Consider the following 22773-nt stretch of genomic DNA (forward strand, 5'->3'; position numbering starts at 1 on the left):
TCCTCACCCCTGCCCCCCGCGCTCCCGGCTTGCCCGCGCTTCACTGCGGATGATGTCCAGCCCGGCGGGATCGACCAGCTGGCCGTAAATCGCGCGGTTGTTGGCATGGCCGAACTGGTGGAGATTGAACGCGGACTGGATCGCGTTCCACATGCCTTGCGCATCCATCGACTGGTTGACGCTCATCTTCGCGGTCTTGAGGCCGATGGCCGGGCGCGAGGCAATCTTCGTGGCCATGGCGATGGTGAAGCTTTCCAGCTCTGCGCGCGGGACCACTTCGTTGACCATGCCCAGCGCCTTCGCTTCCGCCGCGCCAAGCGCCTCACCGGTGAACAGCATCTGCTTGGCCTTGCGGTGGCCGAGTTCGAAGGCGTGGACGAAGAATTCGTGGCCATTCATGCCAAAGGCGACCACCGGATCGGAAAACTCCGCATCGTCAGCCGCGATGATCAGATCGAACGGCCAGATCAGCATGAGGCCGCCGGCAATCGCCTTGCCCTGCACCTGCACAATGATCGGCTTGGGCAGATTGCGCCAGCGCCAGCAGAAGCCGAGGTAAACCTCCTGTTCGCGCGACATGTGGCCCTGCGGCCCGGGATGGCGATAGCCGCCAAAGCCGAGCACCGGCGGGCGCAGATCGCCGATGCGGGCCGTGTCGGAAAGATCGTGGCCGGACGAGAAGTTCTTGCCGTCTGCCGCCACGATCACGACATTCACATCGTCATCGTCCATCGCCAGATCGAGCGCATCGTTGATTTCATAGAGCATCCGCAAGCTTTGCGCGTTGTGCTTGTCCGGCCGGGCCAGCGTGACGCGGGCGACCCCGGGGGCCGGCAGATCATAGCGGATATCCTCGAACTGCGGGGTTTCAACCATCTCTCTCACTCTCCCAAAGCGCGCGCGCCATATCGGCGCGAATATTCGCCAAGGCCCCCGCCAATGCAACGCCGCGCGCCCTATCCAGATCGCCCCCTATCTAGATTGTGAGCGGCGAGTGCCGGTTCGCAGCGGGAGATGCAGTGTCCGGCTTCGCGGCCCCTACTGCGCGTCAATCCGCGCGATCTCGGCCAGAACCTGCTGCGCGTGTTCCTTCCGGCAGATCAGCAGATCCGGCATGTACGTATCCGCCTGATTATAGACGAGCGGGCTGCCATCGATGCGGCTGGCATGGAGGCCGTGCGCCAGCGCGACCGCGGCGGGAGCGCAGCTGTCCCATTCGTACTGACCACCCGAATGCAGATAGATGTCCGCCTGCCCGAGGATCACCGACATCGTCTTGGCCCCGGCGCTGCCCATCGGCACGAGCTCCGCGCCAATCGCCTCAGCCACGGCCACGGCTTCGCGGGCCGGGCGGGTGCGGCTGACGACCATACGCAGCTTCTCCGGCGCGGGCGGCACGGTGACCGGCGCGTCGGTCCGCAGCACGATCCCCGCGCCGCCGTTGGCACCCGGCAGGGCGACAGCGCCGAGCACCGGCGCACCATCCACCGCCAGCCCCACATGCACCGCCCAGTCCTCGCGCGCCTCGCCATATTCGCGCGTGCCATCGACCGGATCGACGATCCACACGCGGCTGGCGTTCAGCCGGTCGAGGTTGTCCTTTTCCTCTTCCGAAAGCAGCGCATCATCGCTCCGCTGTTCGCGCAGCGCGTGGCAGAGGAACTGGTTGGCCGTGGCATCGCCCGCCTTGCCCAGCGCCTTGAGGCTCAGCACGCCGCTATCGCGCACGGTGATCAGCAGCTTTCCGGCCACGGCTGCAAGGTGCGCGGCAAGCTCTGCGTCGTTCATAGCCATCAGTTGCCTCCCAGCAGCAGGCTGACGATACGCTCGGCGGCATCTTCAGGGCTCTCGCGCGTTGTATCAATCCGCACTTCGGGCGCCTCCGGTGCCTCATAGGGGCTGTCGATGCCGGTGAAGTTCTTGAGCTGCCCGCTCCGCGCCTTCTTGTAGAGGCCCTTCACGTCGCGGCGTTCGGCTTCTTCCAGCGGCGTGTCTATGAACACCTCCACGAACTCGCCCTCGGGCAACATCGACCGCACCATTGCGCGCTCCGCCCGGAACGGGCTGATGAACGCGGTGAGCACGATGAGGCCGGCATCCGTCATGAGCTTGCTCACTTCGCCCACGCGGCGGATGTTCTCGATGCGGTCGGCCTCGGTAAACCCCAGATCTTTGTTGAGGCCGTGGCGGACGTTGTCGCCATCGAGCAGGAACGTGTGCTTGCCCAGCGCGTGCAGCTTCTTCTCGACCAGATTGGCGACGGTCGACTTGCCCGAACCGGACAGGCCCGTGAACCACAGCACCGCAGGCTGCTGGTTCTTGAGGGCGGCATGGGCCTCACGGCTGACATCGAGCGCCTGCCAGTGGACGTTCTGCGCACGGCGCAGGCTGAAGTTGATCATGCCCGCGGCGACCGTGGCGTTGGTGATCTTGTCGATCAGGATGAACCCGCCCAGCGCGCGGCTTGTGGCATAAGGTTCGAACACGACCGCGCGGTCGGTGATGATCTGCGCCACGCCGATGGCGTTGAGATCCAGCGTCTTGGCAGCGAGGTGCTCCATCGTGTTGACGTTCACCACGTACTTGGGATGCTGCACGGTGACCGAGACGGTCTGCGTGCCGAGCTTGAGCCAATAGGCGCGGCCGACATGCATGGCCTCGTCGTTGAGCCAGACCAGCGTCGCCTCGAACTGGTCGGCAGCCTCGGGCGGGCTGTCCGACGCGGCAATCACATCCCCGCGCGAGCAATCGATCTCGTCGGCAAAGCAGACGGTGACCGACTGGCCGGCGACCGCTTCGGCAAGATCGCCATCGAGCGTGACGACCCGGGTGACGGTGCTGGTCTTGCCCGAAGGCAGCACGCGCACGGCATCGCCCGGCTTGACCGAACCCGTGGCGATGAGGCCCGAGAACCCCCGGAAATCAAGGTTCGGCCGGTTGACCCACTGCACCGGCATGCGGAACGGCTTGTCCGCATCGACCGAGGAGAGAACTTCCACCGTTTCGAGGTGCTCGACCAGCGTCGGCCCGGTGTACCACGGGGTATTGGCCGAAAGCGTGGTGATGTTGTCCCCCTTGAAGCCGGAAATCGGCATCGCGGTGAAGCTCTCGATCCCGATCGAGCGGGCGAACTCGGTGTAGTCCTTGACGATGCTGTCGAACACGGACTGATCGTAACCGACCAGGTCCATCTTGTTCACCGCCAGCACGATGTTCCTGATGCCGATGAGGTGGCACAAGTAGCTGTGGCGGCGCGTCTGTACCAGCACGCCCTTGCGGGCATCGATCAGGATCACCGCGAGGTCGGCGGTGGAAGCACCGGTGACCATGTTGCGGGTATACTGTTCGTGCCCCGGGCAATCCGCGACGATGAACTTGCGCTTTTCCGTATTGAAGAAGCGGTAGGCGACGTCGATGGTGATGCCCTGTTCGCGCTCTGCCGCCAGCCCGTCGACGAGCAGCGCGAAATCGATCTCCTGCCCCTGCGTGCCGACCTTCTTGCTGTCGGTTTCCAGCGCGGCGAGCTGATCTTCGAAGATCATCTTCGAATCATAGAGCAGGCGGCCAATCAGCGTGGACTTGCCATCATCCACCGACCCGCAAGTGATGAAGCGCAGCATGGTCTTGTGCTGGTGCGAGGCGAGATAGGCGTCGATGTCCTCGGCGATCAGGGCCTCGGTGACGTAGACGGGTTCGCTCTGTGCAAGCTGCTCGGTCATCAGAAATACCCCTGCTGCTTCTTGACTTCCATACCGGCACCGCCGGCATCCTTGTCGATCACGCGGCCCTGCCGCTCGCTGGTGGTGGTCAGCAGCGTTTCCTGAATGACCTCGGGAAGTGTCTTGGCGGTGCTCTCCACCGCGCCCGTCAGCGGGAAACAGCCCAGCGTGCGGAAGCGGACGGACTTCATGGTGATTTCAGGGCGATAGCCGAGCACCTTTTCCAGCCGCTCGATATCGTCGGCCATGAACAGGCCGCCTTCCCATTCATAAGTGGGGCGTTCGTCGGCAAAGTAGAGCGGCACGATCGGCACGTCGTTCAGGTGGATGTACTGCCAGATATCCAGCTCGGTCCAGTTCGAGATCGGGAACACGCGGATGCTCTCGCCCTTGTTCTTGCGGGCATTGTAGAGGTTCCACAGCTCGGGGCGCTGATTCTTCGGGTCCCAGCCGTGGCTTGCGGTGCGGAAGCTGAAGATGCGCTCCTTGGCGCGGCTCTTCTCCTCGTCGCGCCGCGCACCGCCAAAGGCCGCGTCGAAGCCATACTTGTCGAGCGCCTGCTTGAGCCCTTCGGTCTTCCACATGTCGGTGTGAAGCGCGCCGTGATCGAACGGGTTGATCCCACGCTCGGCCGCTTCGGCGTTCTGGTAGACCAGCAGTTCCATGCCGCTTTCTTCGGCCATCTTGTTGCGCAGCGCATACATGTCCTGGAACTTCCAGGTGGTATCGACGTGGAGCAGCGGAAACGGCGGCGGCGAAGGATAGAAGGCCTTGCGCGCAAGATGCAGCATCACCGCGCTGTCCTTGCCCACCGAATAGAGCATCACCGGGTTTTCCGCCTCGGCGACGACTTCACGCATGATATGAATGGCTTCGGCTTCAAGCCGCTGAATATGGGTTAGTGTCGATTGGCTCGTCATGTCTAACTTCGCTCTTTCGGACGCGGATCGTTGCAGGCTCCATCGCTGGCAAAGGTTGACGGGAAATCTCCCATATGGGAGCAAAGGGCATGACTTTTCTTCCAGCCGACCAACGTGAACTGTTTCTCCCCCTGATCGACGGCATCCACGAGAACCCGCCGTGGAGCGCCTTCATGCGCAATCTCGTCGCGCGCACTTATGCCCGGCGCGCGTTCATGCTGATCCAGTTGGCCAATGCGCCCGCCGATCACGAGCCGACCGTGCTGCACATCGCCGCACCGCGCGCAGCGCACGAGCCGCCGCTCGAATTCCGGCAAATCTTCGGCCTCGGGCTCCACCCGTTTGGCCGCCTGCGGCCCGAACGGGTCTACAGCCTCGACGAAATGCTCGATCACGACCGGCCCGGCCAGCGCGCCCGCCAGCGCGCGGTGCTGGACGAGATCGGCGTGCGCTATGGGCGGTGGCTGCGCATTGCCGCACCCGGAGCGGCAGACGCCTGGCTGGTGCTGGTGCGCGAGCGGGAGGATTTCACGGCATCGGCCGTATCTACCCTGAGCGCCATCGCGCCCCATTTTGCCGCGGCCTTGCGTACGTTCTGCGCACTCGTGGCCCAGCGCCTGCAAACGGCGCTGGCCCAGGCTTCGCTGGAGCATATCGGCGTGGGCCAGCTGGCCTTCGACGCGGCTGGCCGTGTCATGGCCGCCGATCCGCAAGCCGAAAAGCGCCTCGGTTTCTCGGCCGAACCGGACGTTGCACTGGGCCGCCGCCTTCAGCTTTCGCCCGAAACCAGCCGCCAGCTCGAAGCCTGCTGCGCGGAACTGGCGCGCGCCCCTGCCGGATCGACCGCGACCCTGCCGATCAACGATCACCGCGATCTCTGGCTGCTCCTGCGCAAGGCAGAGCTCGCCCTTGAAGGCCCGCACGCGCCGCCGGCCGCGATCGGCACCCTGCGCATGAATCACCGCGAAAACAGCCGCGCCGCAATCGATGCCATTGCCGCCATCCACGGCCTCTCCAAACAGGAAGCCGCGCTCGCCCATGCCCTCTCGATGGGCGAATCCATCGTCGAGGCCGGTCAGCGGCTGCACCTCACCCCGGAAACCGCGAGAAACTATTCAAAGCGGATCTACGCCAAGACCGGCGCACGCGGACAGGTTGATCTGGTCAGGATGATCCTGAGCGGACTTGCGCCGTTCTGCTGAAGGTCGGCCGGTGGTGGGCTCTGGTGGTGGCAGGGGTTGTATCGAACAAGATCAATAAATTTCTGATTTCATGAGAATCTTTTTAAGGAAAGTATTCCCCCCCCACGTTTACCCCCACACTTTTTAAAGCCAAGTAATTGAAATCATAACAGAAATTTCGGATCAAAAACGAAGTCTATTGACCGATTAGCTTCTTTTTGGACGCTCAGCCACTTTTTTGGCGGCAGAAACCCGGCATCAAATTCCCATCTCGAAAGGCACCACACGCATGATCGTGCGTTCAAGCTCGGGCGGCCTTTTGGCCTCTGTCTCGGGCTCTGGCGGCTTGCCAACTTCCTGGCCTTTGGCCGCCGCCGCGCCGAGCCGCTCGGTCACTTCCAACGCCGAAGTCTTGTCACCCGTGTTGCGGCCGATGCCCAGCTCGACCTTGTCGCGGTTGGCGACGAACAGGGTAAGCTCGTCGCGCAGGCGAGTGATCGTCACGAGGAAGTTGCGGGCGGAGAGCAGCTTGCGGGTCCGGCTGTCCATCACCGCGATGCCTTTGTCGGAGGTCAGTCCCTGCGCCATGTGGGCATTTAGCGCATAGGCAAGATCGATCCGAGCCAGCATGGGATCGTAGGTCTTGAGCGCCTGCTCAATACCGGTCGACGTACGCACTGTCACGCTGTCGGGCGTAATGGCGGTGATCGCGGCCCTGTCGGCATTGATCAGTCCGCGCTGGTGATCGTTGGCGGTCCAGCGGATGGTGTCGCCGGTGTAGAGTGTGAGCGGCTTGCGTTCATGCAATTGTATGGCCTGACTGTGTCCTGCTGCGCCTAGGCGCGAGGGGACGAACGTATGTTGCCTGCCGGATGCATCCCGAAGTTCAACGACGCCCCTGCCCGCGTCCACTTTGACGACATCATAGCGTCCTTTGGTCAGATGCTGGCGCGACTGCCGGGTTGCCAGTTCCAGCACCATGCCAGGCTCATATGCCCGGACATGCCGCAGTTCCTCGCGCGTAGTATTGATGCGGGAGAGTACGGTGAGGCTCACGGTGTCGGGACCGATCTCGCCATTGGCAGCTAGGCCTGCCTGCACGGCGGCATTCACCTCATCGCGGAGCTGCCGGCCCGAGACATAGATGCCCGTTCGTTCCCGCTCGGCGGGCGGGAGCGACAGCCAGCGCTCGGCAGCAAGAACAGCTCCGTTCTCGCTGACCTCGACGGTATGATCCCTGAGGTGCTCCAGCGCCTCACCGCTGCGCCCCTGCTGCGCTGCCGCCTGAGCGAGCCGCAATGTCTCCGATCGCGCCCTGAGATTGGTGTCCATGCGCGCAGTCTCGGTTCCAGCGGCCAGTGCCAGAGCAAAGGGCTTGCCCGCCTCAACTGCGCCCAGTTGTTTGGAGTCGCCCATTAGTACAAGCCGGTCGACTTCAAGCACGTTGGCGAGCCGGACCAACCGGTCCTGATCGCGGGTCGAGACCATCGAGGCTTCGTCCAGCACAAGCACGGTGTCACGATAACCAGTCCGTGCGTCCGCCAGTTCGGCCCTGCTCGCATTCCCGTCGAGCAGCTTGCGGTTCCGCCCTAGGAAGCGGTGCAGGGTCATCGACGCGATACCCGTCTCGCGCTCCAGCATCCGCACCAGCGTGTTCTGCACACCAAGCCCGATGACCTGCTTGCCATGCTCGTGCAGGATTTGCGCGGTGGGGCGCAGCAGGCTGGATTTGCCCGCACCGGCCACGCCTTGCACGGCGACGATCCGGTTGGACGATGACAGGATCATCCGTCCAGCCGCTTCCTGACCTGCATTGAGCGTCATGCCGAAATTGAAGCTGGCCGAAGCCTGAAGTTGGGCGCCGGCAATGTCGCTCGGTAGGATCGGGGTGGCAGCACCTTTGCCTCTGTCGATCTCGGCCAGCATGCGGCGTTCCAGCGCTGCAGCATCGGTAGTCGTCAGCCAGCCGTGCATGGTGCCGCGCCCTTTGCTCAGCGCGCCCTGATCGGCAAGCTGCGTGATGCGCTTCTCGATCAGCGGCATAGTCGTAGGCAGGCCAAAATCGAGCGCCGCCTTGGCAAGATCGGTGACCTTGAAGGCGGCCTCGCGCTCGGACAGGTGGCGCACGGCCGAGGCCACGGCATGGGCTGCGGCGATCTCCTGCGCAGGTCTCAGGTGGATACGCGCCGGGACCAAGGGATCACCCTGCTTGAGGCTGAGACGCTCGGCCAGTTCGAGCACCATCACCTTCCCGCGTTCTGCGATCGACGGGCGATCCTGGTCCCGTCGCTGCGCGACAAGTACCATGGCTGCCGACCGCTCACGGGCATCGCGCACCAGCCCTTCAAGATCGAGACCCTGCCCCCATGCGTGTTCCAGCCACTGCGACAGCAATGCACCCCTATTAACGTCGTGCTGCTTGGTAGAACGCGTCGCTAGCGTGGCGATCACGCCAGCTTCAAGCCCGCTGCCGCGCCGGGCTTCCAGCACCTCCTGTCGCCGCGTCGAGAACGCCATGACGGCTTCGCGGCTGATCCCGCTGGCCTCGAAGTTACCGTGTTTGCCGACGTCGCCAATGCGGTATCCCAGCTTCTCGACCTCGACCCGGAACCGCGCCATGGTCATGGCATTGAGCAGTGTATTGAACTCCCACAGCCGGTCGTTGCGCAGCGCTTTCCATGTCCCGTCCTTGGCCTGAGTCATGTTGGCTACGACGGCGTGGAAGTGCAGATTGGGTTCCTGATTGCGGTTGGTGTCGTGCTGGAACAGCGCAACAGTGAGGTTGTCGGTCTGGACCTGCCGTTCCTTGCCGGCCTTCTCCACGCGCATGAAGGCGGCGTTCCGTTCGGCCCAGTGCAGCGTCTCGATAACCGCTTCGCGGTAAGCATCGATGATGCGCTGGTCCTTGCCCACGAGCGCGAGCAGGGACCAACTCTTGGGCAGCGAGAACGTCAGGTCCGTGCCCGCGCGGTGGGCCGCTCCGTCCCGGCCGATACGACCGCCACTGGGAAGTTCGCCGCGCAGGATCGCCTCAAAGGCGCGCGGCTCGACCACACCGGAAAGACCCAGCCGATCGGCACCCTTGCCGACCCACAAGCCGGACCGATCAGCATCGGCAGAGGCATAGTAGTTGTCCTTGGCGAAGTAGCTGGCGGCACCACCGGCTGAGCGCACATTGGCGACAGAAAGCATGGCTCAGTCACCCTCTCTGACAGGGGCAATCTGCTCGCGATATTCGCGCAGCTTCTTGCCATGCGTTTTATGGACCCGCGCGCGGATCGCCTCGTCGGCATGCGCCAGCAGCAGGCCTTCGGCAGCCGTAGATGCGAAGATCAAATGGAACATCAACCGGTCGCGGAAAGCGGCCTCGTCGTGACCCTCGATCGTCCCGATCACTGCCAGCTTTAGCCATTGGCTGACGCTCATGTGGGATGCGGCAGCGGCGGCCTTCACAGCCTCATAAAGGCTCTCATCGACATAACATTGGAGCGCAAAGCGCATGGGTCCCAACTCGCGTTGGCCGCACCCCTCGGCCGGAAACCCCTCCGGATCGAGACCTTACGATACTGTCAGCGCCAGGCTGTAGGAAAGCGCTATTTTATGTCTATAAAACAGAGCTATATTCAGATTCAAATCACTCTGACTTGCAGATTCTGTGCTGACATTAGCTGACATCATTCGGGCGCTGCGCTGACACGCTCAGCAAAGTTGCGGATTTCTGCCCAATCCAGAACACCGGGCTCCCGGGTACGGTGTGCCCCCTTCCGACTCCTATCGGCGCGTTTATATGTGCAAGGATTGTGAACCAAACGGCATCTGGACAGATGGACCAGCGGGATTAAAGGTTGCCTTCAAGCGCTGGCATCAAAGTTTATCTATATGGTCCGTTTTCACCGCTAGGGGGCCAATCACCACACAGGTAAAGCGCTCGTTGACCGCGCGCAGCTGAATTCAGCCTAATTACCATAAAAGCACAGCCAATCGAGCTGTACGCCTAGTGCCTGCCCGCGCCCTCATGCGGCGGTCTATGGCTTGAGGGACAAGACCGGCACCGACTGAAAAAAAAGGGTGAAGGTGCAACCAGTACACCTCCACCCAGTCTCTTGCGTCTTGCATTGGCGCCTTGCGGCGCCGCGTCATCAGCCCGGCGCCCACTGGGAGGGCCGGGCCAATTCCTTGGTCGATCAGCCACCGATGGAGCTGATCGAGCTGTTGCCAACAGCCTGCGCCGTCACACTGTTGCCCGTGTTGCGGACGGCAGAGTTGGCGACAGTGCCCGAGAACGAGGCGTTGTACCCAGCGGTGGTTGCGGTGACCGAAACCGATCCAGAGTTGGTCTGGTAGCTGGACACAGCGCTCGACGGGACGCCCTGGGCAAAGGTTGCCATGGTGAGCGAATTGACCGCCGTGTTGCCGTAGGCCAGCGCCGCAGTGGAGTTGCCCGAAACCGAGGCAGAGCTGTTCAGCACAACCGAGGTATCGGCGCCTTGCGTGGGGTTGGGGCCTGCGTTCAGCACCATGGCGTAGGTCGAGCTGGTGCTCGATGCTGCAATGGCACCGGAGTTGGTCTGCACGTTGGCCAAGTCCGCTTGCGCTGTGGTGGAGGTCCCGATCGTTGCTTGTGCAGGGGCATTTGTTCCGGTGTACCGCACGCCCGCCGAGTAGTTGAGCGTGTTGTTGGCGGTGTTGCCACGGGCCAGAGCGGTGGTGCTGTTGCCATCGATCGAAACCGTGCTGGCATCGGCGCTGGCAACTTCCGTGCTGGGCTGCAACCGGTAGTTGACCGTGGTCTGCGCTGCCGAAGTCACGCCAGCGGCGTTGTCCTGCGAATTGCCCAGAGCAGCCGATGCGCCATTGGTAGCCGTTGCCGCAACCGAAAGCTGGTTGGCGACGCGGTTGCCAGAACCTTCAGCGGTGGTGGCGTTGCCGTTGAGGGCTACGCTGCCATCCTTGACACCCTTGGTCGCATTTGCCGTGGTATTGGTGGGATCGTATTCAGTGTTCGCGAGAGCGGTGTTGGCCGTGCTTGTTACCGAGCCATTTGCATTTTGCACGTTGGCAAGAGCATAATCGCCCATGAGTTCGATTGAATCCGCAAAGCCCCGATCGCCGCCACGGTTGGCAACGTCGGTGCCGCTTACGGTTAGCGTGTTGCTGCCGTTGTTGACGACGCCCAGCGCTGTGTTGCTGTTGCCGCTGATCGCGATGTTCGACCCGGTGGACGAAGCCGTGGCATGGGCAGTCAGGGTCGACCCGCTGGTGATCGCCGTGTTAGCATCCTGCCTGTTGCTGAGCGCATCAGTCGGCGCGATGCCGTCACCAACGTCGGTGGCGGTGGACGACAGCTTGTTGGTTGCGCTGTTGCCCAGCGATTCTGCAAACTGGGTGTTGTTTGCAACGCTCAGCTTCGAATCGGTCACATCGCCTTGGTACTGCCCAATGGCGAACCCCGCATAGACGTTGGTGGTCGAGCTGCTGTCGGTGTCGAGGACCTGCAGGTTGGTCAGCGAATTGTCAGCTTGAGTGGTGCCTTGGGCAATGTAGGCACGGCTATTCTCCCCAGTTCCGCTGAGCGAGGTTGCCGAAACCGCAAGGGTGTTGGCCGCCGAGTTGTTGACCGACGAACCCAGCGCGCTGTTGCCATTCACGGCAACAGAGCTGTTGGTGAGGTCGCCCGAGAGAACGGTCGTCGCGCCAACATTTGCAGGTGTACCTGCAGGTGTGTAAAAAATGTGACCATTAGTTTGGTCGACCCAATTATTATTACTGTCTTTAACAACATCATGCAGTGTAACCGGATCAAAAATGCCATTGTGGTAAACACGCCCGTCATAATACAGGTATATTGGCTCGAAAGCCACGCCCGGCATTAGGGCACCGAGCTTCGCACTGACGTCGGCACCGCTCGATTGGGCATTGACGAGAGCCGTATCGGTGGTGACCGTGGTTCCGCTCACCGCCAGCGTATTGGCAGCCTTGTCGGCCACTGCAAAGCTGGCAAGCTGGTTGCCATTGGCCATGACAGACGAGCCCGAAGCCCCAGCCTGAAGGTTGTTCTCCACCATTCCACCGGACGTGGGCTGGATCATGGCGCTGACAGTGCCGGTTCCGGTTTGCTGCGCATTGACGATGCTGAAGGCCGCATCGGCCGTGACGCTGCTTGTCGTGGCATTGGTCTTGGCAACGCCCAAGGCATTGCCAGCCGTCGACAGGCTGGTGGCGCTTGCGGTCAAGGCGTTGGTCGCATTGGTCGCTTCAGCCGTCGCCTGAACCAGGTTGTTCGATGCCGAGACCGAAGAGTTGGTCAGAGTGCCCTGCGCCAAGTTCTTGATGAGGTTATAACCCGGATCATTGAAGCTGCCCGTTGCAACCGTTGCACTGACATCGCTGCCGTCAGACGCAGTCTGAACGTTGGCAATGGTTGCAGCTTTGGTAAGGCTGCCGGCAACCAGCAGTTCGCTGCTCAAATTACCGCCAATCGCCAATGCCGTGCTGTTGGTGGCAACCGCGGCCTGGGCGCGGGCACTCACCGTATTGGCATCGTTGACGATCGTGCTGCCACCGGTGACGCTGCCACTGACGATGACGCTGGACACAGGATTGGTATTGTTACCAGACGATCCTTGCATGACTGTGGCCGTCGTGGTGTTGGCGACGGACTGATCATTGAGCGTCACGAATGCACCGCTGACTTCGCCGTTTCCAGCACCGTTCACTAAAGATACCTTCGCGGAATCAACCGTATCTGCAGCGGCAAGCGTAACCGATGTTGCATCGAGCGACAGGCTGTTCGTGGCACTGGCGGTGACGGCACGTGCCTGAACGCGGTTGCCCAACAGGTCTGCGCTCGAACTGGACAGTGAAGAGCTGCTGATCGCGTTGGACGCAGTCACTGAACCCAATACGCTGCTGGCGGCATCCGAAGTTTGCTCGGAAGCAATCGCGGCGCCGGTGCCCACGATCGTGCCCGACAGGCTCATGGCATTGGAGGCGGTGTTGCCTGTTGCGGCGGCATCCTGTGCGTTGCCAGTCAGTTTGGCCGAAGATGCCGATAGGTCACTCGACGTCAGGTTGATGGTCGACGCGGTGTTGCTGGCAACGGTTTGCGCGTTTTCATTCTTCTGCGACGTGGTCAACAAGGCAGCGCCGGTAGCGGCGACGCTGGCATCGGTCGTTTTGGCCGTTGCGATGCGTGTGCCTGCAGTGGGAGCGACAGCATCCACTGCTGCTACAGCTGCTACAGCAGGAATCTCGGGTGTACCCGGGGTGGCTGCTATGGCTGGCGTACCCGGGGTGGCAGCAATCTCAGGTGTACCCGGGGTGGCAGGAATCTCGGGTGTGCCCGGGGTGGCTGCTATGGCTGGCGAACCAGGCGTAGCAGGAATTGCGGGTGAACCGGGGGTGCCAGGCGTGATCACCACATCATGCCAAGCGACAGAGAGGTTACCGTTAGGTGCTACAGCATAGTATGGCTGAGATTCATAAACCGCAGGGGTGCCCGGTACGGCTGCAACATATGGTGTCCCAGGAACGGCTGCGACATATGGTGTCCCAGGTACGGCTGCGACATATGGTGTTCCAGGTACGGCTGCGACATATGGTGTTCCAGGAACGGCAGGGATTTCAGGGGTAGGTGCGGTAGCGGGCACGTATGGTGAACCTGGCGTGCCCGGAATTGCTGGTGAACCCGGCGTGCCGACGCCAAGCGTTAGGTTGGTGCTGTTCAAGGTCAGCGACTGGGCGACGGTGTTGCCCGTAGCGCTCGCAGTGTCAGCGTTGTTCTTGACTGAGAGGCTGCTGCTTTGAACCGGATCACCCGAGATCAGCTTGATAGCGGAGGACTGGTCAGTGGCGGTGATCGAGTTGCCGTTGTTCACCTGCCGGGCTGCCGCAGCGGCACCAGTGCTGGAGTTGGCGGAACCCGTATCCGAAAAGTTCAGGGTATCAACGTTGCCTGATGCCGTGGCACCGAACCGGTTGCTGTCAACGTTGAGCGTGCTCGTATTCACCGAACCGTTATCTGCGTTGGTTGCGACAGTCGCCCCGGTGGACGTCGATGTCACATTGCCAGTGGTGGTCTGATCGGAAACCAGTGTGCCATCCATTGTCGTGGTGACAGCGCCGGCGATCGTCACAGCCTGCGCGTGTGCGACAGTGGCGGTGAGTGCAATGGTAAGTGCTGTTCCAGTGCCCAGCAGCAAATGCAATTTTAGCGAACGAACATCACTCATGGTATGCCCCTTTTTTTGTTCAGCAGTCGGCCACTTGAGGGGCAACCACCATTATTTCTGCAGAATAGAGGTGAAGGTGCAATCACTACACCTACACCCAGTCTCTCGTATTTGCGTCTTGTGGGCGCCGCGTCATCAGCCCGGCCCCCACGGGGGGAACCGGGCCAATTCCTTGGTGGATCAGCCGCCGATGGAGCTGATCGAGCTGTTGCCAACAGCCTGCGCCGTCACACTGTTGCCCGTGTTGCGGACGGCAGAGTTGGCGACAGTGCCCGAGAACGAGGCGTTGTACCCAGTGGTGGTTGCGGTGGCCGAAACCGATCCAGAGTTGGTCTGGTAGCTGGAGACAGCGCTCGACGGGACGCCCTGGGCAAAGGTTGCCATGGTGAGCGAATTGACCGCCGTGTTGCCGTAGGCCAGCGCTGCGGTGGAATTGCCCGAAACCGAAGCAGAGCTGTTCAGCGCAGCCGAGGTATCGGCGCCTTGCGTGGGGTTGGGGCCTGCGTTCAGCACCATGGCGTAGGTCGAGCTGGTGCTCGTTGCGGCAATGGCACCGGAGTTGGTCTGCACGTTCGCCAGATCCGCTTGCGCTCCAGTGGCGCTCCCGGTCGTGGCTTGTGCAACGTCCGTGTTTCCGGTGTAGCGCACGCCCGCCGCGTAGTTGAGCGTGTTGTTGGCGGTATTGCCACGGGCCAGAGCGGTGGTGCTGTTACCATCGATCGAAACCGTGCTGGCATCGGCGCTGGCAACCTGAGTGCTGGGCTGCAACCGGTAGTTGACCGTGGTCTGCGCTGCCGTAGTCACGCCAGCGGCGTTGTCCTGCGAATTGCCCAGAACAGCCGAAGCGCCATTGGTAGCCGTTGCCGCAACCGAAAGCTGGTTGGAGACGCGGTTGCCAGAACCTTCAGCGGTGGTGGCGTTGCCGTTGAGGGCTACGCTGCCATCCTTGACGCCCTTTGCGCTATTTGCCGGGATATTCGACGTTGGATCGTATTCAGTGTTCGCAAGAACGGTATTGGCCGTGCTTGTTACCGAGCCCATTGCACCCTGCACGTTGGCAAGTGCATAATCGCCCTGGAGTTCGCTGGAGGAGGCAAAGCCCGCAGCGCTGCCACGGTTGGCAATGTCGGTGCCGCTCACGGTCAGCGTGTTGCTGCCGTTGTTGACCACGCCAAGCGCCGTGTTGCTGTTGCCGCTGATCGCGATGTTCGACCTGGTGGAAGAGGCCGTGGCTTTGGCAGTCAGGGTCGACCCGCTGGTGATGACGGTGTTGGCATCCTGCGCGTTGCTGAGCGCGGCTGTCGGCGCGCTGCCGGCATTCGTGTCAGTTGCGGTGGACGACAGCCGGTTGGTGGCGCTGTTGCCCAGCGATTCTGCAAACTGGGTGTTGTTGGCAACGCTCAGCTTCGAATCGGTCACATCGCCTTGGTACTGCACCGCAGCGAACCCGCCATAGACGTTGGTGGTCGAGCTGCTGCCGCTGTCCAGCGACTGCAGGTTGGTCAACGAATTGTCCGCCTCAGTGGTGCCTGCGATAATCTTGGCACGGTCATTCGTTCCCGTTCCGCTCAGCGAAGTTGCCGAAACCGCAAGGGTGTTGGCCGCCGAGTTGTTGACCGACGAACCCAGCGCGCTGTTGCCATTCACGGCGACAGAGCTGTTGGATACGTTGCCGCTGAGAATGGTAGAAACGCCAACGTTTCCGCCAGTCTGTCCTGCAGCGCCGAGATCGGCCTTGACGTCGGCACCGCTGGACTGGGCATTGACCAGAGCTGTATCGGTGGTGACCGTGGTTCCGCTCACTGCCAGCGTGTTGGCGGCCTTGTCAGCAACCGCAAAGCCGGCAAACTGGTTGCCATTGGCCATGACAGACGAGCCAGAAACCCCGCTCTGCACGTAGTTTTCCACCATGCCACTGTACGTGGGCTGGATCGTAGCGCTGACAGTGCCGGTTCCGGTGCGCTGCGCATTGGCGATGCTGAAGGCCGCATCGGCGTTGACGCCGGTGGACGAGGCATTGGTCTGGGCAACGCCCAAGGCATCGCCAGCCGTCGACAGGCTGGTGGCGCTTGCGGTCAGGGCATTGGTCGCATTGGTCGCTTCAGCCGTTGCCTGAACCAAGTTGTTCGATGCCGAGAGCGAAGAGTTGGTCAGGCTGGCGCCAGCGTAGTTCTTGATGAGGTTTGCACTCGGCTCAGAGAAGGAGCCCAGTGTAAAACCCGATGCAACCTTTGCACTGACATCGCTGCCGTTGGCGACAGTCTGGAGGCTGCCGATGGCCACGCCTTCAGCGACGTTGGCTGCTGTCGAGTTGGATCCCAGTGCACCGGCACCAAGCGCGGCACCCAGAGACAGGGTGGTGGCGTTGGACGTGACAGCACCCTGCGCCTTGGCAAAAATCATGTTGCTGTCGGTCGCAATGTTGCTGTTGGAGCCGGCGCCCGATGTCTGATTCATGTAGGCAGCTTGGCCACCGTTGCCCTGGGTGGTCGCGGTAACATCGCTGCCATCCGAGAGATTCTGCGCATTTTGAGTGGCATAGGCTGCGGTGACCGCGCTGGGGGCGAGGGTCGTGGGCGCGAACTGTACCGTTGCAGCCGGTGCGATTGCCGCGCTGGGCAGCGTAGCATCGGTGCCCGTCAGCGACAGCGTGTTGGCCGAGGTTGCGCCGGTGGCCTGCGATTGCAGCCGGTTGGCAGTCAGAGCCTGCGACGAATTGCCGAGGGTGCCGAGTGTCGCCAGACCGGCAAAACCTTCGGCACTGGCCGTTACGTTGGTGGCCGCATTGTTCTGAACCGAGCTGCTGGCCACGCCGGTGCCAAGATTGACGCCGGTGAGCGCGATGCCATTGGCCGCGCTGCTGCCAGTGGCAGAGGCCGACTGGGTATTGCCGGTAAGCGCCAGTGACGAATCCGTTGTGCCAGATACAGTGAGCTGGGCATCCGAGCTTTCAACCTTGGCGGAAACCAAAGTGTCGTTGTTGTTCTGAAGGCTGGCTGTGAGCGCCTTGCCATCAAGCTTCAACGTGGATGCGGCGTTGCCCACGGCATTGCCATTGCCAATCGAAAGGTTGGCGCTGTCCAGCGTCAACGACTGGGCGAGGGTGTTGCCAGCAGCGGTTGCGGCATCGGTGTTGTTCTTGAGCGAGAGGTTGCTCTGGCTCGCTGCACCCGTGCGAAGCTCGACAAAGGTGTTGCTGGAAGTGGCCTTGATCTCAACCGGCACGGAGGAGACAGCGTCAAGGACGTAGCGGGTACCATCGTAATGGGAGGTGTACTCCCTATTTGCTGCGTCGTAGAACTTTTGGTTGCCTGAGCTCCAAGTGTATACGCTGCCGTCGCTCGGGTTGGTGGCGTTTTGATTTGAGTCGTAGGTGAAGTTGCTGGGGTCCAAGCCTGCGACACCTTTGGTCACCTGCCGGGCAGCCGCGGCGGCCCCGGTGCTGGAATTGGCTGAACCCGTGTCCGCAAAGATCAGGGTATCGACGTTGCCCGATGCCGAGGCACCGACGCGGTTGCCATCAACGTTCAGCGTGCTCGCGCTTACCGAGCCACCACCTTCGTTGGTTTTGATTTGCGCGCCGGTGGACGCCGAGGTGACGTTGCCTGTGGCGGTCTGATCGGAAACCAGTGTGCCATCCATTGTCGTGGTGACAGCGCCGGCGATCGTTACAGCCTGCGCGTGTGCAGCAGTGGCCGCGAGCGACATGATGAGCGCCGAGCCGGCTCCCAACATCAAACGCGCCTTCATCTTACTTGTATTCTTCATGGTATGCCCCTGTTTTTTGGGAGGTATTAAGCCTGAAGTATCTCAGGTTTTAATTTTGATACGGGCGAGGGCCTGAAGGCCTGCCCCTTGTCGGTAAACGGTGGAATCGGCGTTGTCGGGCCGCCACTCGACAGTGATCGCGGCCATCGGAATGCCGCGCGTGGCCAGCGCGGCGATCAGGCCCGCTAGGCGCGCATCGAGCAGACGGGTGCGCTGCGCCGGGAATGTGCTCTCACTGTCGCGCGTGGTCAGCGAAACCGTCACGCCGTCGTTGCGGGCCATGGCGACGATGCGGTCCAGCATCGCGGCTGCCGCTCCGGGGAGATTGACCTCGTTGACCTCGAACGTGAGAACAACCATCTCGCTGCCGTCGGCGTTGCCGGAGGCTGCTATTTGATTGAGCGGCTTGTCGGCAGCGTGGGACGTTTGCGGTGCCGCGTGGTCGGTCATCGACCTGGCGGGCGGCGGGGCCTTTGCCAGCTCCGCGGGCGCACCATTGGGGAGACCAGCAATACGGGATGCAGCCTTGGAAATCTCGGGCGCTTTGCCAGAAACTGCCTCGCGGAAAAACTGCTCCGAAGTACGCGTTGGCAGCCGTGTCCCGATCAACTGCAGGCAGGGGCTGACGTCCATCTGATTGACCCGGCCAACCAGAATGATAGCCGCTTCTTCAATCGTTGCGCGGATGCCCAGTTGCATCGGCTCCTGCGCCTTGGCCCCGATGGTCACATCAAACAGATCAAGCCCGAAGAAGCGGAAGGTGTTGGCTCCCACTTCATAGCCGGTGAACTGCTTTTGCAGGCTCACCGCATCGACGACCAGCAGCGAGCGGGAATCGACGATCCGCAGATCGATCGCAACGCTCTGCGTGAACGTGCGCCGCTTCGCCCCGATATTGTTGACCGCAATCTCGGCACCGCCTGACGCGATATTGGCATTGGCCTCGGTGATGCCGCCGACAATGTAGTAGTCGGACCCTTGGATGGTGCCCCCGAAATAGGGCACCCAGGGCACGCTCTTGCCATCAACCAGTTGCGGCGCGCCGTTGCCGAGTTGGCGGCGGTCCGTATAGGCCAGTTCGCGCTCGCCGATCCCCGGATCATAGCGCTCGGCCACCCGGACCGTGCCTCCCAGCTTGGCAAGGGCGGAGTAGAGCATCAACGCGCCGCCTTGTGTGACGACGTTGCCCTCATTGATGGAGTAGCGGCCGGTGTAGTCCTTGATCTCCCCCACCCCGATGACCAGTGGCCGGCGGCGGGCAAGGTTCAGCCCGCGTGCCAGGCAGGCAAGCGGTGCCTCCATGGGGGTGTAATTGGCGCGAACGGTAGAGCCGAGCACGACCGGCCGTTCGCCATTCATCACGGTCTGTGTTTTGATTGCGCGGGGCATGATCGTCGACACGCAACTTGCCAGGGTTGAACTAGCGAGCATCATGATACCCGCAGCGAAAGCGCGTTTGCCGCGCGGTGCGTTGAACATGCCTATGATCCGCAAGACCGTTCATCGCTCAACGTGATGCTGCGGCCATGCCGGCAAAGGCACACGCATTTGCGCCATCTACCGTGGCATACTGGGCGCCGGAGTTTTGCTGGTTTGTATTGAGGACCTGCGAGCTGGTGTTGTTGCTGGCGCTGCTGCCGGCATTGCCAGTGGTGGTGTTGTTGACCTGTCCGTAATTGTCTTGTCCGCTGTTGAGCACGGTACGCGACCCGGAGGTTGCAGGATTGACGTTGGAGGACGTCTGGTTGCCAGTTGCGGTTCCCGTGGGGCCGATTGCTTGCGCGGAGTTTGCGCTTGCACTGTTCGATCCGCCGTTGCCCGAGGCAGTCGCAGTGACGTTGCAATTGTACTGTGCGCCGATCGTGGTGTTGTAGACAGGCGACGAATAAAAACCCGAGGTGCGCTTCATGCGCATATCCTCAAGGTAACCCCGATTGGCCTTCTCGTTTGTCGCCTCGGCCTGCCACGGGGCATTTTCACTTTGGCCGCCGGCAAATGCCGGGCCATGTACGAAGCCGATCGCGAAGATAAGGATTGGAACGGAATAAATTTTCATGGTGTGACGCCGTGCAAGAGGATTTTATGTTTTTATTTTCCGACAATCTGGGGAATTTTTTCCCTAAAATAATCAGATATGATGCGCCTATCACTATCAAGATGATTCTGGAACCAGATATGGCGCAAGTTTGGTGATTTAAATAAACGATTTTAAAACATACATTTAAACCAAATAGGTAACCACCTTGAGCCTGTCTCGGCGCAAAAATATGGTGAATTTTCAGAGAAAGTCATATCTTATCGCATTTTTGGCATCAATTTTACCGCAGCCGAACGCCCCGTCAGCCTTGACGGCATTGCCTGCTGTATCGAAGGGGAAATCCCGGTATGAGGGCGGCACTTTGGCCGGTTCCGATTGGGCAAGGCGCTGCATCGTCGGCCTTGGGTGCAAAGCGGATAGCGGATTTAGGAAATCAGGATTTTGCCCTTATGAGCGCGTTCCCCGCTAGATTTTGCATTGTCGATGACGACAGCGAATTCGTCGAATTCCTGGCTGACTACCTGCGCGCCCGCGGGGCGGATGCGTTGGGCTTTCAATCCGCCGAGGCGTTTATCGAATCCGGCAGAGTGGCCGAGTTCGATTTCTTCATATTCGACCTGAATCTGGGGCGGATTGATGGAGTCGATCTGATCGCTCTGATCCGGGCGCAGACGAACAAGGGTATTCTGATCGTGAGCGGGAGGATGGGGCCGGACGCGTTCAACTCAGCCTTGGCTGCCGGCGCTGACATGTTCATCAACAAGCCTGTGCGCTTTGATCAGATCTATCATGCGGTCGCTTCCGTCGCCAGGCGGACTGGCGTCGATAAAGTCAAGCAGGACAGCCCTTGGATGTTCGACCCAGAAGAGGGGAGGCTGACCTCACCCGAGGGGGCCGAGGTCGCGATTTCGCCCTTGGAAACCCGCATCCTTGCAACTCTGTATGCGGCCGGTACTGCACCTGTGCCGCGCGCTCAGTTCCTGGACTTCTCATCGGATACACAGGGCGCCCATCGAAACCTCGATGCGGCTATTTTCAGGCTCCGGCGCAAGGTTGAGGCAGAAACCGGTACGCGCCCGCCGTTCCGGACGGTGCATGCGGTCGGCTTCCAAATGGTCGCGCCGATGGCATTGAAAAGCTCCCTGAAATCCGGCCAATGATCCAATTTAGCTTCGTCCAGATAGCGCACTTTTATGTCGCCATGCTTTTCTGTTTCAGCGTTTGCCTGGTATTTGCCGCCGAAAAGACAAGCCGAAAGCCGACTCTTATTTGGATAATCTCCAATTTAGTTGCTGGCCTGGCTATGGAGATGTTTGTAGTCGGAGAACTAGAGTTACACATCCATCTGAGGCCGATGGTCTTTTTATTGCAGGGCTTTGCTCCGTTTTTCAAGTTCCTTGCTCTTGCGCATAGCTTGAAGTGGCCGAGAATCCGGTGGATTGTTTCTGGATTGATGGTCACTTGCTTGATGATTCCTTTGACAATTTATCAAATTACAGGAATCCTTCCTGGCCCATTCATTGCCAATTTTGCGGCTGTATCAGCGACTGCGGCGTGCATTATCGTAATTATATATAACAAATATTGGAAAGGATTTTTTAGCAAATTTGTAATGATTTTAAATTTTATTCTTGCAATATATTTACTATTTCTGAGACTTTTAAAAAGTTGGCAGCAAGAAACGATATTTTTCCTCCTCAGCTCCAAAGATGAGGTGATATTTGTTCTGACTTTTCTGGCAATTATCAGTTTTATTGGTCAAATGGCTTTCCTGCTGATGCTCACCAGCCGCACCCAGTATTACGCGAAAATCAAGCAGCGCCGCGAGGAACGTGTCCGCGCACGGTCAGTTTCACTCAGGTGGCAGAACAAGGAAATCTCCCGCCTGCTTGATGAACAGCGCCGCTTGCTTCAAACACTGACACATGAGGTTCGCCAGCCGATCAACAACGCCCAGGCCGCATTGCAGGGGATCATGTCCGATCTACAGCCCATGCGCGGCAATCAGAAGCGAGCACTTCCCGTCGCCATCCGGATCCAGGGGATCCTTGACGACATAACCCTCTCGCTTTCAAACGCTATCGTTGGCGCCACTTTGGTTGAGCGCGGCAAAGGCGCGAATCTGCACGATTGCGAAATCCTTAGCATAGCGCAACTCGCCTTGCTCGACTGCCCGAATGGTGTGCGCGAGCGGATCGTCATTGATTTCCCCGAAAACGACATTTTCCTCGCTGTCGACCCGATTCTTCTGCGCTTGGCCCTGCGAAACCTGCTGGACAATGCCGCGAAGTTCTCCCCACCCGAAACGGAGATTGTCTTTTCAATTTCGTTGGATGAGGAGCGGTTCGGTGTTTTGATCGCAGTGAAAAATTGTGTCGAAAGCTCTTTTGTCTTTGAGCGCGACATGGTCGGCAGGGGCAGCCGCGGCCTCAATGCTGAGGCGAAAGAGGGATCAGGCATAGGCCTTTACGTTGTCAACGAAGTCGCGCGAATTCATGGCACTGACATGGTGATCGAAACCTCGGAGCCGGGCAACGTCACATTTGGCATCCTTCTTTCAGAGTAAAGCTTCATCTATCCTGAGAACCAAGTCAGACAATCGGCGCTGCACGTACCTTTTGAAAGTTTTGAGGGTATGTCCGGTCGTCACGGATTTCGAGTTTCCAGTTTGCATATTGCTGCAAATTATCGACAAATCTGATCAAATATGCCATTTACGCAGACTTTTTCGATTAACGCGGAAGGGCAGCGGCATAGGCGGGATCGGTTCTGGGCGGCGCACCACCCGGGTATCCATCCGGTGAAGGCCACGGCGTGATCCCGACCGGAGCGTAGGCCGGGTTTATGCGGCGATTGCTTCGGAGCGCGGCGCCCAGTTCCAAGGCAGGAGCTCGTCGAGCCTTGTGGCCGGATGAT

General features: G+C 60.7%; 14 protein-coding genes. 3 read left to right on the forward strand and 11 right to left on the reverse strand.

All coding sequences use genetic code 11. The features are described from left to right. Window positions 1-3 precede the first annotated feature (3 nt). The 4 genes from CFE35_RS13850 to cysD all read right to left on the reverse strand — a co-directional run bounded on the left by CFE35_RS13850 (window position 4) and on the right by cysD (window position 4675). Window positions 4-876 (reverse strand): enoyl-CoA hydratase, encoded by an 873-nt coding sequence (locus CFE35_RS13850; RefSeq protein ID WP_292931271.1) that lies wholly within the window; start codon window positions 874-876, stop codon window positions 4-6. A 162-nt stretch (window positions 877-1038) separates the two neighbouring features. Continuing rightward, window positions 1039-1788: a 3'(2'),5'-bisphosphate nucleotidase CysQ gene (locus CFE35_RS13855; protein ID WP_292931305.1), complete on the reverse strand. Its 750-nt coding sequence runs from the start codon at window positions 1786-1788 to the stop codon at window positions 1039-1041. A 5-nt stretch (window positions 1789-1793) separates the two neighbouring features. Then, window positions 1794-3719: a sulfate adenylyltransferase subunit CysN gene (gene cysN / locus CFE35_RS13860; protein ID WP_292931273.1), complete on the reverse strand. Its 1926-nt coding sequence runs from the start codon at window positions 3717-3719 to the stop codon at window positions 1794-1796. Continuing rightward, window positions 3719-4675 carry a sulfate adenylyltransferase subunit CysD gene (gene cysD / locus CFE35_RS13865; protein WP_292931307.1) on the reverse strand — a complete coding sequence of 319 codons (957 nt, stop codon included), beginning with the start codon at window positions 4673-4675 and terminating at the stop codon, window positions 3719-3721. The genes cysN and cysD overlap by 1 nt, the downstream gene beginning before the upstream one ends. Before the next feature lie 53 nt (window positions 4676-4728). On the opposite strand from cysD, the gene CFE35_RS13870 reads away from it, so the two are divergent. Beyond that, window positions 4729-5841 (forward strand): LuxR family transcriptional regulator, encoded by a 1113-nt coding sequence (locus CFE35_RS13870; RefSeq protein ID WP_292931275.1) that lies wholly within the window; start codon window positions 4729-4731, stop codon window positions 5839-5841. Window positions 5842-6078: 237 nt separating this feature from the next. On the opposite strand, the gene mobF is transcribed toward CFE35_RS13870, so the two are convergent. The 7 genes from mobF to CFE35_RS13905 form a co-directional block, all read right to left on the reverse strand. Continuing rightward, the gene (mobF, locus tag CFE35_RS13875) at window positions 6079-9012 is read right to left on the reverse strand and encodes a MobF family relaxase (protein WP_292931277.1); all 2934 of its coding nucleotides are present in this window, start codon (window positions 9010-9012) and stop codon (window positions 6079-6081) included. 3 nt (window positions 9013-9015) lie between these two features. Further along, window positions 9016-9321 carry a hypothetical protein gene (locus CFE35_RS13880; RefSeq protein ID WP_292931279.1) on the reverse strand — a complete coding sequence of 102 codons (306 nt, stop codon included), beginning with the start codon at window positions 9319-9321 and terminating at the stop codon, window positions 9016-9018. 683 nt (window positions 9322-10004) lie between these two features. Beyond that, entirely contained in the window at window positions 10005-14051 is a 4047-nt protein-coding gene (locus CFE35_RS13885) for a hypothetical protein (protein WP_292931281.1), read from the reverse strand. A 180-nt stretch (window positions 14052-14231) separates the two neighbouring features. Next, window positions 14232-17819, reverse strand: a complete 3588-nt coding sequence (locus tag CFE35_RS13890; protein ID WP_292931282.1) for a hypothetical protein — start codon at window positions 17817-17819, stop codon at window positions 14232-14234. Between the two features lie 42 nt (window positions 17820-17861). Further along, window positions 17862-19298: a CsgG/HfaB family protein gene (locus CFE35_RS13895; protein ID WP_292931284.1), complete on the reverse strand. Its 1437-nt coding sequence runs from the start codon at window positions 19296-19298 to the stop codon at window positions 17862-17864. Window positions 19299-19326: 28 nt separating this feature from the next. Continuing rightward, window positions 19327-19875 (reverse strand): hypothetical protein, encoded by a 549-nt coding sequence (locus tag CFE35_RS13900; protein ID WP_292931286.1) that lies wholly within the window; start codon window positions 19873-19875, stop codon window positions 19327-19329. A gap of 222 nt (window positions 19876-20097) precedes the next feature. Then, window positions 20098-20250, reverse strand: coding sequence for a hypothetical protein (locus tag CFE35_RS13905; RefSeq protein WP_292931287.1), 153 nt, complete (start codon window positions 20248-20250; stop codon window positions 20098-20100). A 56-nt stretch (window positions 20251-20306) separates the two neighbouring features. Here CFE35_RS13905 and CFE35_RS13910 point away from each other — a divergent pair, with 56 nt between their 5' ends. Next, on the forward strand, window positions 20307-21017 hold the full coding sequence (locus CFE35_RS13910) for a response regulator transcription factor (RefSeq protein ID WP_292931288.1): 711 nt from the start codon (window positions 20307-20309) through the stop codon (window positions 21015-21017). Then, the gene (locus CFE35_RS13915) at window positions 21014-22423 is read left to right on the forward strand and encodes an ATP-binding protein (protein ID WP_292931289.1); all 1410 of its coding nucleotides are present in this window, start codon (window positions 21014-21016) and stop codon (window positions 22421-22423) included. The genes CFE35_RS13910 and CFE35_RS13915 overlap by 4 nt, the downstream gene beginning before the upstream one ends. The last annotated feature ends 350 nt before the right edge of the window (window positions 22424-22773 follow it).

The sequence above is a fragment of the Novosphingobium sp. PASSN1 genome, assembly GCF_002278815.1.

Coding starts and splice junctions, on each gene's coding strand:
- CFE35_RS13910 (WP_292931288.1), top strand. CDS start 20,307: ATGAGCGCGTTCCCCGCTAGATTTTGCATTGTCGATGACGACAGCGAA.
- CFE35_RS13900 (WP_292931286.1), bottom strand. CDS start 19,875: ATGAAAATTTATTCCGTTCCAATCCTTATCTTCGCGATCGGCTTCGTA.
- CFE35_RS13885 (WP_292931281.1), bottom strand. CDS start 14,051: ATGAGTGATGTTCGTTCGCTAAAATTGCATTTGCTGCTGGGCACTGGA.
- CFE35_RS13890 (WP_292931282.1), bottom strand. CDS start 17,819: ATGAAGAATACAAGTAAGATGAAGGCGCGTTTGATGTTGGGAGCCGGC.
- CFE35_RS13855 (WP_292931305.1), bottom strand. CDS start 1,788: ATGAACGACGCAGAGCTTGCCGCGCACCTTGCAGCCGTGGCCGGAAAG.
- CFE35_RS13880 (WP_292931279.1), bottom strand. CDS start 9,321: ATGCGCTTTGCGCTCCAATGTTATGTCGATGAGAGCCTTTATGAGGCT.
- CFE35_RS13915 (WP_292931289.1), top strand. CDS start 21,014: ATGATCCAATTTAGCTTCGTCCAGATAGCGCACTTTTATGTCGCCATG.
- CFE35_RS13870 (WP_292931275.1), top strand. CDS start 4,729: ATGACTTTTCTTCCAGCCGACCAACGTGAACTGTTTCTCCCCCTGATC.
- cysN (WP_292931273.1), bottom strand. CDS start 3,719: ATGACCGAGCAGCTTGCACAGAGCGAACCCGTCTACGTCACCGAGGCC.
- mobF (WP_292931277.1), bottom strand. CDS start 9,012: ATGCTTTCTGTCGCCAATGTGCGCTCAGCCGGTGGTGCCGCCAGCTAC.
- CFE35_RS13895 (WP_292931284.1), bottom strand. CDS start 19,298: ATGTTCAACGCACCGCGCGGCAAACGCGCTTTCGCTGCGGGTATCATG.
- CFE35_RS13850 (WP_292931271.1), bottom strand. CDS start 876: ATGGTTGAAACCCCGCAGTTCGAGGATATCCGCTATGATCTGCCGGCC.
- CFE35_RS13905 (WP_292931287.1), bottom strand. CDS start 20,250: ATGCAGCGCCTTGCCCAATCGGAACCGGCCAAAGTGCCGCCCTCATAC.